Consider the following 13,653-nt stretch of genomic DNA (forward strand, 5'->3'; position numbering starts at 1 on the left):
TTAGCCCAGCGACAGTTGTTTTTCAGAAGGAAGCTCTTGCGTCGGCTCTCGTGGTAAATCGGTTTGGTCTTGCAAGTGAGCATAGAGTTGCGTTTGAATCAAACTCAGTTTTTCTGGCTTCGAGCTTTGTAAGTGATTAGGAAAAGCAATCCCGCGTGCTGTCCATGCTTCACATAGTTGCGCGTAAGCTTCTTCCTCTTCGTGGAAATCAAGCGCTAAGTCATCTCGATCTGCTGGACTGAGAACTTCATCAAGACTTTTAAGACCGTCCTGATATTGGCGTACCAAGTTAAAAGTTAAAGCAGACATCTCTTCATCAGAGAGTGCAGTTAGGTCAAATTTTTCCAGAAAGCTAGATTCAAAGTAGTCCAACTCTTCCAAATGGATGCCTTGAATTTCTCCAGTCACCATTTTGTCTATTCCGTTCAGTGCCAGAAAATGCTCAGGCTCAACCGTCTCGTTTTCTTTATGGTCAAGCTGGCCTTTCAGCTCTTTCAGGCGTTCCGTCTTCATTTTGAACTCTTCCTCGCGCGGGAACGGCAGTGAGCGTTCTGCTTCAAGACGCTCAATAGCGGCTTTAATCCGCTCAATTTCTTGGGTGGTTTTATCCAAATCCCAGAAGAGTTTGTCTAACTTGTTATTGATCTTCACGAGCGTTCCCAACATACTGGTCAGGCTCAACTGGACATGATAATCGGTCTGTCCTCGAAAAAGAAATTGCTCATTTTCACTTTCAAAGAGCTGACCCTCTGGGGTCAAACCGTGACTGATGTGATAAATCTCGAAGCCTCGAAAGACCGCAAGCTTGATTTGCTGCGGCGTTTCGGTTACGTGTTGCGTGATGAGTTGATGAAAAAGTTCGGCGGCGGCTTTTTTATCGTCGCTCCCAAAACGTTTTTCTTTCCCCTCATAAAATAACGTCATCTCAAAAGGAGTATCTTTTGACTGCGCTAAGGCTTCCACATCTTGCTTTACAAGCACCACACGTTCCTCAAGAACAGGAAGTTTGGCTTGCTCCCGTTCAACACGTTTGCTTTCAGACACTTTACTCTCATAGTAGCGATTCCGAGCCTGCTCCAAATTTTCAACTTGCATTTCTAATTGCATATACTCCGCTTTGACAGGGTCGTCGGTCGCAATGGCTTTATAGACCGATGGGCCAAATTCATTATCCATTTCATCAATCTCACGAACATTAGATTTCCCACGCATCAACTGATCCACCACTCTTTTCTTATTCTCCTGAGTTTGCCACATGAAAGAATCCATCGACCCTTTAGTAATATAGATGTGAATTTGAACTTCGTCATTTTCATTGCCTTGACGGATGATGCGCCCATTTCGCTGGGTACTATCACTCGGCTTCCACGGCACATCTAAGTGGTGGACGGCAAGGAGTTTATCTTGAACATTAAGTCCTGTTCCCCCTTTACTCGTGCTGGCCATTAAGATTCGGATTTTTCCGGTGCGCATATCCCGCATCATCTGCTCTTTTGTAGCGTCTGTCGCTTCATGAATAAAGCGAATTTCTTCCTCTGGAACGCCACGTAAGACAAGCAGGCGCTTGATTTCATCATAGGCTGAAAAGGAATTGACAGAGCGGTCAAGATTATAAGAGGCACTGTTTCTGTACTTTAAAGGCACCCCCGTATCCGAAAAAATCATCTGGGTCGAGCGCTCCTCTTTCGTGGCTGCCCAGATTTCAAAGACGCTATCTACAACCTGGGTGATTTTCTCAGAATCCTCCTCAGTGTAGAGGTGGCTATCCAGCATCCGCATATCCATCGTGAGCTTTTTATTTTCGCCCAAAATTTTGAGCATATTATCCTCATACGGCTTAACAAGACGGGCTTCAATCGCTTCTGCTCTTGCAACCAAGCCCTCAATGTACTTGACTTGTTCAGGAGTGGTGTGGGACTCATGAACCACGGTTTTGGCTTTTGGAACAGGTAAATCAAGGTCTTCTGAGGTCTGAATGTCTGCCACTTCAAGAAACATATTCCGTAGCTCTGGCATATTCCCAAACTTGGTAAAGCGTCGTTTAGTTTTATAATTGCCTGCGACATTCAACTCAAAGACATCTTCAATAATCCCAAAAGTTGAAACCCAACTGTCAAAACTCCACACGTCGTATTGTTGGAGCACGTCAGGCGCAAGGTATTTCATCATGGTATAAAGTTCTACCACAGAGTTAGAAATCGGTGTTCCGGTTGAAAAGAGTACGCGTTTATTGTCATACTTAGCATGGAGATATTGGGTCTTCTGATCCATGTCCATGGCTTTCTGGCTCCGTGCATCTGAAATCCCTTTGACTTGTCCCAGTTGCGTTTCTGGGGCTAAATTTTTATACCCCTGCGCCTCGTCCACGTTGAGCATATCAATTCCCAGTTCTTCAAAATCAATAAAGGTATCAATATCTCGCTTTTGCAGCTTTTCAAGACGTTCTTGACAACTTTTCCGATACTGTTCAACCTTTTTGACGGTATGGCGCTGGCCGCTCAGTTTAGCCAGGTGCATTTGACGCTCTGCCTTGTCAATCTCGTCCTCAATATAGCGCTCTTGATAGGCTTTAGACATTCCAATCTTGCCAAACTGAGAATCGGCCACCACGATAAAATCATAGTTGCCTGTCGCAATACGACTGATGAACCGCTTGCGATTATCCTTGGAAAAGTCTTCCGAGTGCGCAATCAAGACCTTACTTTCAGGGAAATACCGATAAATCTCTCGACCGAATTGGTCAATCAAGGGTTTTGGAATGACAAAGAGCGGTTTTTGAATCACCCCCAACTCTTTGAGCTTAAGATTTGCCGCAAGCATGGTCAGGGTTTTCCCTGACCCGACTTCATGAAACAGGCCAGCCCGTTGCTCTTGAATAATACGCATCATGGCATTTTTCTGGTGAGGTCGCAAGGTAAACTGCTTGGCAAGCCCTTGAATAGTTAAATGACTGCCGTCATACTTTTTAGGGACGACCCGATTCATCTTTTCGTTATAAATCGAGACAATTTCTTCTTGCATGTCCGGATTTTTAAGCACCCATTCCTTGAAAGCTGCCTCAAACTGCTCGCCTTTAGCCTGTAATTCCGCCGTCGCGACTTCGTCCACAATATACTTGGGCTTAGCTTGTGGCGGGGTATTGGGGTCAAGCTTTTTAATTTCTAGCGGGCGTTGATTAAGTAAACTTTGCGCCAGCTGTTCCCCATCATATCTTCCCACGCCGTATTGGTGCTCATTAGCGTCTGTCCCTTGATTGGCAACATGAACCGCGTAGCTATCTGTGAGCTTGTCGTATTCAATCGTCACCCCATCGGGCTTTTGACCTAATGCGGCCTCCAAAAAAGCCGCATACAAAGCCACCGGGATAAAGCGTGTCCCAAATTTATAATTGAGTTCACTAATGGTAATATCTTTAGGAATGACAGCTTCAAGTGCGACAATGTTCGCACTCCAGTCGTGATCTTCAACGCCAAACCCTTGTTTCGTTTTTGCCTCGGCGAGCTTGGTTTTAACATCTCCGGAGAGATAATCTTCTCGTGTGGCATAACGCCCCTCGCCAACATAAAAAAGCTTGTCACCAAGCTCTTTGATGATGTCTGCTTTACTTTGCGAATAGACAGCCGCCATGTAGTCAAAATCAAGTCTTCCTTTGTGATTGAGCGAGGCAAGGAGAGCATCTTCGGCCGTTTTGACTTCGATTTTCTTTGGTTGAGATTGAATGGTGGGTTCAAAAAAGACCGTTCCTTTGACTTTCATTAAGCACTTGGTTTTTTCGTCCTCAACATCCACCTCAATCGAAGCCAGCAGTTGATAATAGTCATCTTGCCGCATGAGTAGAGAATTGGCTCGGCTACTGACATGACCATACTTTTTGACAAAGCTGTCATATTGCGTATTCAAGGATTGACGCAGCTCCTCATAAGCAGCTACGTCATAATCTTCTTCATGTTGAATCGCAAGCAAGGCTTGGAGCGTTTTTCTGAGTTCAATCATGGCACTCATCGCTTGCACTTCCTTAGCGGAATAATTGACATGATAAGTATAGGTTGTACTTTCTTTGACTTTTTGAGTCAAGAACCATTTTTCATTGGTTTGTCCCAACTCATACTGAGTCTCCCCTTGATTAACCGTCCCCTCCTGCACTAAGGTTGCTCGTTCTGCATCGCTTAATCCTAAAGCCTCAAAAGCCCCGTCATCCGAGTAAATCCCTCCCTCAATCATATCAACTTTGAGCTGTTTGAATCGGAAATTAGGTGTTTCATCGTAGATTTGTGCTTTATTCTTGGCATAACGGGTCAACTGATTTTTGCGGGTTTCATGAATGTTAAGGGTAACACTTGACGACTTTTGAAAAAGGGTAATGGCTTCGCCGTTATGATAATAGGGCTTGCGATGATAAACCATTAAGGTGTACGGTTCAATCTCAGAAACAACTTCCTCTGGCAGGTCAAGGTCGGACGCTTCTTCGATTTCATAAAGAGGGGCAGGGGTGTCAGATTTGACATATCGCGCTTCTTCTTCAAAGGCAAAAGCAGCTTTGAGTTTTTCAGGAAAGGCTTCATCTGGATAGTTCGCTTTGACCGCTAGTCTGCCCCCATTAAACGTTTTAATGGTGAGGTCTCCTAAAACCTGTTCAGGGTGTGCTTCAAAATAGCGATTATAGAAAATCTGGTTGCCTTTATCATCCGTCTTAGAAGTCGTCTCAAGCCATTCAGGAATTACTTCGGAATTAACCAGACTGCTGTCCTTTTGGAAAATCAAAATGTCTGATGGTGTCTCCGTCCCTGCAATTTGAGCAAAAGCACGGTCAGGCAAGCGAATGGCTTTAAGCAACCGTGCCTTTTGAGATAACTCGGTGCGAAAACGAGAATCGCGCTTATCCATTGTTCCTGTGGAGGTAATGACGGCCACAAGGCCGCCCTCATGGACTAAATCAAGCGCGTGCTTGATAAAATAATCATGAATCACATACGGACGGTCATAGCTTGGGTGCGTTAAATGAATCCGATCCGAAAAAGGCACATTGGTAAGTACTAAATCCATCGCATTCTCCGCAAAGTGTGTATCTTCAAAGCCCTTAGCTTGGACATTAACGGTCTGTTGGAGCTGTTTAGCAATGCTTGCGGTTAGCGGGTCAATTTCCACCCCAAAGAGGTCAGAAGCTGATTTCATAGACTCAGGCATCCCGTGAAAGAAATTCCCTGTCCCCATAGAAGGCTCCAAAATCCGACCATGTTCAAATCCCAAGTCAGAAAGCCCTTGGTAAATCGCCTGAATAATTTCTGGAGACGTATAAAAAGCCGTCAAGCTAGACGCACGAGCGGCCTTATATTCATCTTCTGAGAGGAGTTGCTTGAGTGCTTCACGGTAATCTTCATAGCGCGGATTCTCCTCATCAAAAAGCGTATTGACAATCTCGCCATTTCCCCAGCCTACATACTTGGCTAAAATCGCTTGTTCTTCTACCGTCGCCATGCGGTGTTCCGACTCAAGCGCTTTGACCAATCGAATCGCCGCAAGATTGGCTTCAATCTTTTCACGCACAGACTTTGAATAAAATAGCCCCGTCTCAGGAAACTGATAATCTAAGAGTGGCGAGGCTTTTGTCGGCTGAATTTCGGTACTCTCTTCCAGAGCTGGTGTTTCTGCCAAAGCTTCTTCATGTTGATTGGCTTGCTCGAAGGCCTCTTGCCAGCCACCAAAGGTTAAAGCAGGCGCACCAAACTCATGATAAGCGGCCTCAACCATTTCTGGAATAGCTTGTTTATAATCTTCGTTAAGCCATTCAAAGACATCATCCTTTCGTTGAACTTGGTTATCTTGTTGTGCAAGTTCATTTGCGACGTATTCATAATAATTGACCCGCTCTTTATGAGTCAGATAAAGGGCTCCGCCCACTTGTCGCTCTCGTAAATCCTTCAGGTCAGCTAATTCTCCGAGATAAGCAGTTTTTAGCTTCTCAAGCGCATTTTGTTGGGGTATTAGGGGAGGAGTTTCTGAGGTAGAAACGCCCCGAACCCCTTCCTCTTTTTCCTCTGCTTTCGACCCGTCCATAAAGTCAAAGAGAGAAATTTCACTTTTCGGCTGCTCTTGCGTATCCGTCAATAAGAAGCCTGGATTATTTTCAATGGAAAGTTGTTTAGAAGTAACCAGCTGGTCATAGAGGTCTTGCCAAGAATGAATCCCTGTTCTGTCCGCTACAAATTCACTGAGCGACCCACCACGGGCATTTTGAATAAATGTCCGTAAGTTTTCTAAGTCCAGGGCTTCAAAAAGCGCGTCACTAGAGTGGCTATAGCGTTCAAGCACTGTCTCACGTTCTGTGTCATTGAGTTCTAACGCTCCTTTGAGAAAAGTTTGTCCTAATCGTTCATGATCCGTATTAAAAAAGCGGACTTCTAAAGCCGCATAACTGCTATTGAGCTGAACCCACAAGTCGGGTAGTGGCGTTGTAATATAGTACTCTGCTTGTCCTTTCCTAGTATTTTCTTCTGGCAAGTCTTTGGGATTGACGGTCTGAATTTGGTCAAGCAATGCTTCAAATTGTTCCTTAAAATGAGCAACCCCCGTGATTTGATCCGCCAAATCTGAGACCTCATAATGCTCAGAATTAGCTTCAATTACCACCTCATTCAAAAGCCCCTCAAAACTGGTCTTAACAAGGGTTAGATTTTCACCTTCTTCCAAAATCACAAACTCTTCTTCTGGAAGGAGGAATGTTTTGACCTGTGCTAAAATTTCTCTCAAGCGAAATACTGTTTTTTCTTCTACTCCCGAATTTTTAATTGGCTCAGCCTTATCAAGCGCATGCCTCAAAGCAAACCACTCTTGATAAGCCAATTTTTCAGAAGAAGTCAAAAAAACTTCCTCTTTAATCAGCGTTGCCAGCGTTGCATTAAATTGAGCCCAAGTGAGTCGAAAACGGTCCGAATGTTCCCGAGGATTAAATTGTTCAAATTCCACTCCTTTTCCGTCATAATTGACAAAATACGGACTGTCTCCAAACCCACTATGGCCACTTAACCCATACTCATTTTTTAGAAATTTTACGCGGTCAGTCGCACGAGAGGCTTCTTCAAAAAATTCATAAATCCGAAATTTACGATGACTGTTTTGTTGGGTTATTTCTTGGCGTAGAATCTCTTCATGGAGGACTTCTAACGCTTTTTCAGACGGCTTTTCACTTTCGACACTTTCTGCATCGACGCTTTTGACTTTATCAGGCAAAAACTGAAATAAGAAATTACGCTCTGCGGCAAATTTTCTCTGCTCCGCAAGGTCTTCTTTTGCAAAACGCGTGCCCTCTAGCATTTGGTTCACTTGGAGTGTGGAAATTAACAGTTCGCGGTAACCTGTCCATGCTAAGGCAGGGCGAATATTTTTTCTAACTTCCTGCCAGAGGTCATAATAAGCATTGGGCGTCTTATCCTTTTCTGCCTGCCACACGGCTTTGAGCTTTTCATCACTCAAGCTCCGAAGCTCTGAAACATGGTCCAAAAAGAGTTTTTCAATCGGGCTCTTTTCGTGGTATTGTTCTTCCGGGGCAAGGGTTGCGTCGTTAGACACATAGAATAAATAGGCCACATCATCAGTTTTAAGCTGCTCAAAGAGGGCTTGAATAGAATCAAGGGAGCCCTGGACTTCCTTTTTCCAATGCTCAAAATTTTCCCGAAGTGTTGAGGAATCAAAGTATGGATAGACCGCAGTGACAAGTGCCTCAATGGTTTCTTTTTGCGTGCGGGAAAGCTCACTGGAAGCAGGAAAGCCTTCAACCTCTCGCCCGCCCTCTGGATGGTCTTGATAAATGAGGCTACTTAGCACTTCCTCATAATATTGAGCCTTTCCTTTAGAGATTTGAAGGCTATCAAAACCTTGATAATTTGTCCATTCTGCTTCGGGATGTTCCCTTTTCCAAACCTCAAAGTTCGCCACAGCTTTACGGTAATCCGACCAGTCTTGAATAAAAGCATCGCGGAGTTCTTGGAGCGCTGTTTCATCAGAATGCTCGACTTTTCTGGCCGCTTCATCTAAATGAAGTGACGTGAGTCCCTGTTCAAAAACGCCAAAGACACGGGAGCGAATCGGGGTACTCATCGAATCCGTTTGAAAATCCTCTTGTACTGTAGAAACACCAAAAATAACCCGACGATCATCATTGGTTCCTATCTCTCGTCCTAGATAGGCGTAGTAAAACTGGACAGCTCCTTGGGTGGTTTCAATAGCATAAGTATCATAAGCCCCCGATACATTGTGTCCTTGTGCTTTGAGGTCTTGTTGGTGCATATAAGAATCGTAGAGCCTTTTATAAGCCGCTATCATCTCTTGATGATACATTTCTGAGCTAGAGATCAGTGGTTTTTTGGTTGTCGTAGGTTCGCTCTGAACTTCAAAAGACGGAGTTGGGTCCTTTTCTTTTTCTTGAAAAGTTTCCTCTGGCTTGCTTTCAAGTAAAGCTTCTTGAACCACTTTGGTTGAATCCGTAAAAGGCGCAGTGTTAGGAGTAACCGTGGATTCCGTGTTGGTTTGAGAGCTCTCTTGCTCTGGAAATGTTTCTTTGGGACTTCCCTTTATTTCTGAAAATTCCCGATAGATGTCCTGCAAAAAGAGGTCCGCAAGCCATAACTTGGCGGCATCTTTTTCAAGCAAAGTCCCATAGAGTGCTTGATTTTCTGAGTAATGCGCAACCAGAATTTCATTGGCAGCCGCCACAAAAGTAAAACGAAAATCTTCAAAGGTGTTGACTCGCGCGGAAGCAGATAATTTGGCATCATGAAGTAAGTCCTGTTTAACTTGATCAAGCACTTCAAAATAAACCCGATTAGGGAGATCAAGTCCTGATTCTTGATAGATTTTCAAACTTTCCTGCTCGACTCGCTCAATCTGTTCCTCAGAAAACTGACTTGAAATATCAAGTGTTGCAACCTTCTGGGCTCTAGCTGCTAAAGCTTTTTTACGTTTAAGAAGTTGTTGCTCAAAGCCTCGTGTAAAGCTATTGGCGAGATTGAGTACATGAAAAATTCTTTCCCTATTTGGAATATTAATAAATTCTCGCATGAGGTCGTCTTCTAATTCAACCTTTAGCTCTGAATGAACTTCGTAAAGTCCGTAATGCGCATAAAGATTATAAAGCGCAACCTTTGTGGCAATTTCCTTTTCAGGTCCTGTAAATTGTTGGAGGCTTGAAAAGTAGGGACTCAAAAATGTTGTCATGGCTTTTTGGCCCGTCACAATCATATCATCAGGAGAAGCTTGAAAATTAGAACTTGACAAATGAGCCACCGCAGTCATTTGATCTAACAGCTCTTTGTCGCTAACGTTAACAGAATCCTGATTTTCCATTTGAAAGGCTCCTTGTGGATAGCTCTCAATAATGGTACGGATGCTCGGTTCTTCAAAAAGGTGACTATTGAACGCGACAAAGTCTAAAACTTCAATAGGTGGTGCAATCATAAAATGCTTTATGAATTGAGTGGGTGAATATTTTTTTCTTGTATCTTTTTCCATGCGGTAATTCCTCCTACTATTTTTCGGGGAACGAAAAAAGCACACCACAAATTTGTGATGTGCTTTCTAAAATGAGCAAGTTTTCCCCATTTTATCCTGCTTACATTCTTAAATAATGGCTATAAAAGCCTAAAAAATGGTTAGCACTTGGCCGCTAACCATTTTTTCGTTTTATCAAACACCAAGCTGATGAATTTCTTTTTCCAACTGCGCCAGTCCTTGCATAATCTCATCAAAACTTGGTGCTTTCTCAAACATCATCGCCTGCATATCGTCGTAATCAGCCCTCAAATGTTCTAGCTGTTCTTCTTTAGGCAAGAGTTTGAGCGTTGCGGGGACGGCCTCTTCATATTTGGCGGAGTTATCCAAGTAGAATTTCTCCTTGAAGGCCACCACACGATTAAGCAATTCCACGTCCGCAAAGGCTTCTTCTTTGATCTCCGATTGTGCCAGTAAATACAAGTCATAATAGTGACGCGAATAGCGCTTCGGTATGAAATTACTACGACGGTTGGCTTCCTTGTGTAAAATCGTTGCCTTTTCCCAGAATGTTCGCTTAGCCTCAACTGTCGGAATAACAGTGCTAGGTTCTGAGAAAACATTCGGGAGTTTCTCTGCGAGATAACTGCTAATCATGCAGTCTTTAACAGGTGTCCATGCTGCAAGTGGTCCAATCTCTAAGCAGATTTCTGGGAGTATCCCAGCACTGGTGAAGTGTTTCGGATATTCAATAATGACCGTCTGCTTATCTTCTTCACGCACAAAAGCATGAAAGCCTTGAAGTTGTTCTTTCTCCAAACAATCAAACAGCTCAGGAACAAGGTTTTTCTCAATCCACTGCCCTGCCCCCTCATTGATTCGTGCGTTAAACATTTCTTGTTGGCGGTGTGAACGCTTTTGCTAAGCCTCCTCATCACTCAAACCTAAGAGCGACCAATCCATCACTAAATCAATATCTTCTGAAAAGCGTTTGATGATATTATAGCCTTTAGAGAGCGACGTTCCGCCCTTAAAAGCAAAAGATTTTCCAAATTTTGAATGATGAAAGAGCAGTTCCAAAATCAAGACCACATAGAAATCTTTTTCGATAATTCCCTCATTCATTCCCATCATTGGTGCGACAATCTGGAAACCTTCTTGGCGTTCTTTATCACTTCGTCTTGCAAAATCTAGCATTACGCGACCTCTTTCATTTGTTTAATTTTTTCTTTGATCCAAACACGAGAATTTTTAGCATCTTTCTCCAAGCGCTTGAGTTGAGTATCTGTCAGTTTAGAGACAACTTGCCTTAAAACTGTTTCTGTCACATTTTCTTCGCCCAGCTGTTTGAGGGCTTCTATGACGAGTGATGATGTCTCAGCCATCAGACTTTCACGCTGCGTGACATGGCGGAAGGAGATAATCCGTCCATCTTCCAACTGAACCTTTTTAGTGGGCCCGTCTGAAATGTAATCATAGCGATTGGGCACTTGCGTATCTAAGCCCAAAAGATTAAGAGCTAAATCTTTAGCAGGCGCAATTTTCCAATTATTCTTCCTAGCGATAGCTCTTGCAATTTCATCTGGCGTTGCTGGAATATTTTGTCTAAAAAGTTCGCTGTATTTTGGTTTTTGATAGATGCCAAGATGAACTCTTTCCAATAGTCCCTCTTTAGAGAGTTCAGACAATGCTATCCTAACGGAGTTATAAGCTCCGAGTTTTTCAAAATCTGAAATTACAAATATTTTTCCTCGTGGAGAAGCTTTAATTTTTGCTTCGATTTTTTCTTTTACCGACTTCATCATCTTTTGCCTCTATAATCGTTATATATCACTTATCACTATTATATCAGTATTATCAGCTAATTTCAATTAACAAAAAGCACCTATTTTTTGTTAATCTTTTCTCTGCAAATCTATCACTTTAAATGAATAGATGACTGATTCCTTTTTTGGGGAAAAGGAAGTTCTTCTTTGAAATTGATTGTCTCTTTTACCAAATAATCAGACAACAGCTCCTCAAAATAGTGAGCTAAAGGTTCACTGTGCTCTGTCTCATTGGCATCAAAGTCCGCAACACGTAGTGGGACATTAATGCCACGGTTCTCCCATTCCAAAGATAATTTGTCATAATTCTTTTGCTCTTCTTCGTAATCGCTCATGTAGTCTTTCAAGTCAGAATCATCACTTTCCATTTCGTTGATATACGGCGTCGTATTATAAACCTGATGAATCAAATTAAGCGTCAAAGCAACCAATTCTTTTTCTGTCAAACGAGTCATTTCAAAGTTGTCAAAAGCTTGTTCTTCATAATATTCAAGCTTTTCTATGTCTATACCCTGAATCGTTCCTGTCACATGGACTGCTTGATTCTCTGTCTTTTTATAATAACCGATGGAACCCTGTTTGGGTGCTTCACTTTGAAGAATTGACCCACCTAGCTTTACCCCTTTTTCTGATTCTAGCACTTCTACCACCTTTCCAACGGTCAAATCAACAGCTTTTAAAATCTCAATGACTGCCTCGAAGGGCATCTCATGCTTTTCCAAGCTCGCAATTTCCTCTGGGTCATAAAATATTTCTGCAGTGCTTCCCTCATAATCAACCCAATAGTCGGTCGTGTCTTCAAGATAGGAGCGTTCACTTGAAAAATCATCCATCCCTTCATACTTCCCTTTACTAAATACGATGGGAATATCAACAGACTCATGATAGTGTTCCGTAAATTCAAGGTGATCCATCATCCAATCTTGAATGGCATCATATTTTTCTTGATTAAAGTCCGAAACCCGTTCGAGCTTCTTATCCCACTTTGTTTTTAGTTCAGGCGTAGCATCTAACTGACGGTAAAGAAAATCCACGACGCCTTGGACTTCGTCACCAACATAAAAAGCAGCCTGATGCCGACGATTGCTGAAAAGAATAAAGTCTGTATCGGAATAACTGTTAATGGGCTCAAAGTCAAGCTGTGGTAAATTCACTTCTATTCTGGGGTCTTGGGGGAAAGTTTTACGATAGTCCTGAACCAACATTAACTGAAATTCCTTATCCAATAAACTGCCTTGAGTGGATAAAACGCCGTTCTTTTCTAACATCGAATTTGGTAAATGACTAATTTCTTCAATCAAAGCTAAATTTTTGATTCTTAACGCCGCCAGCTCCTCTTGTTGCTTTGCTTGATAACGGGGGTAATCGTCCAGATAGAGTTGAAATTGTTCTCGCTCTTCTGGACTTGCTTGTTCAAAAGTTTCAATTTCCTCAACATCCATATCCACGAATGTAACTTCTTCGTTTCCATCAGAATCATAGGTCCCGGTCTCAAAGTAACCTTGTTTGTCTCGCTCAATGACACTAAAGCTAATCATTTCACCATCTGTATAGACAGAATTGTAAAAAGTTGCTTCCATGCCCTCTTCAACAGGACTTTTTAAAAGAGGGACTTCTCCCCCAATTTCCGCATTTCCTTTAACGCCTGCCATCATCTCTATCGCCCAAGTTCTCAAATCAATCCGTTGTGTCAACACGGTCTGATGATCTATGAGAAATTTTTGGAGCTGTTTGACTTCCATAATGCCCAGACTTTCTAAAGCCTCTTGCAATCCCTGCTCTTGTAAAAGATTATCGTAAATGGTGTGAACCATCTCAAGGTTAGAATAATCCATCTGCCCCTCACTCGCGCCACTCGGAGCAACAAAGCTCATATTTCCACCCTTCTGTGCGAGAGAGTAGATTGTTGAAAAATCCAATTGGAGAGGATACTCCTCTAAATATTTCGGTATCTCATTTTTAATATCCTGCCGAGTTAGCTGTGCCTCTCTTAGTCCATTAAAATAGCTGAGTTCATCGTCAAAGACATCGTACAGGTCATCAAACCAACCATTTTGTATAATCAAATGGAGTTCTTGAGCTGTCCGTGGTGTGACAGGCGTTCCTAGACTTTCAACTTCTTGACGTGCCTCGACAGACAGCTCCCCGTTATGTCGCAAATATTCTAAGGCACGAACTAGAAATTCCCTCGCCAAGACAGACGAAGTGGAATCATACTGGATATATACTATAAAAGTGGACACAAAATAATGTGTTATAATTTGTCTCATAAGACACAAAACAGAAAGGCTTACTATGACCTATCATCAACGCTACGACGAGGAATTCAAGCAATCCCTCGTCA

At 42.8% G+C, this 13,653-nt stretch carries 3 protein-coding genes and 1 pseudogene; all 4 read right to left on the reverse strand.

Annotation, left to right across the window (positions count from 1 at the left end; genetic code table 11):
- Nucleotides 1-9,504: a helicase-related protein gene (locus GHI93_RS01035; RefSeq protein ID WP_153494768.1), complete on the reverse strand. Its 9,504-nt coding sequence runs from the start codon at nt 9,502-9,504 to the stop codon at nt 1-3.
- Nucleotides 9,505-9,678: 174 nt separating this feature from the next.
- Nucleotides 9,679-10,680, reverse strand: a pseudogene (locus GHI93_RS01040) (nucleotidyl transferase AbiEii/AbiGii toxin family protein).
- Nucleotides 10,680-11,288, reverse strand: coding sequence for a DUF6088 family protein (locus tag GHI93_RS01050; RefSeq protein ID WP_153494773.1), 609 nt, complete (start codon nt 11,286-11,288; stop codon nt 10,680-10,682). The pseudogene GHI93_RS01040 and the gene GHI93_RS01050 overlap by 1 nt, the downstream one beginning before the upstream one ends.
- Before the next feature lie 113 nt (nt 11,289-11,401).
- Nucleotides 11,402-13,579 carry a death domain-containing protein gene (locus GHI93_RS01055; RefSeq protein ID WP_153494774.1) on the reverse strand — a complete coding sequence of 726 codons (2,178 nt, stop codon included), beginning with the start codon at nt 13,577-13,579 and terminating at the stop codon, nt 11,402-11,404.
- Nucleotides 13,580-13,653 lie beyond the last annotated feature (74 nt).

Origin of the sequence: Lactococcus hircilactis (assembly GCF_009601015.1) — a bacterium.
Taxonomy (GTDB): domain Bacteria; phylum Bacillota; class Bacilli; order Lactobacillales; family Streptococcaceae; genus Lactococcus; species Lactococcus hircilactis.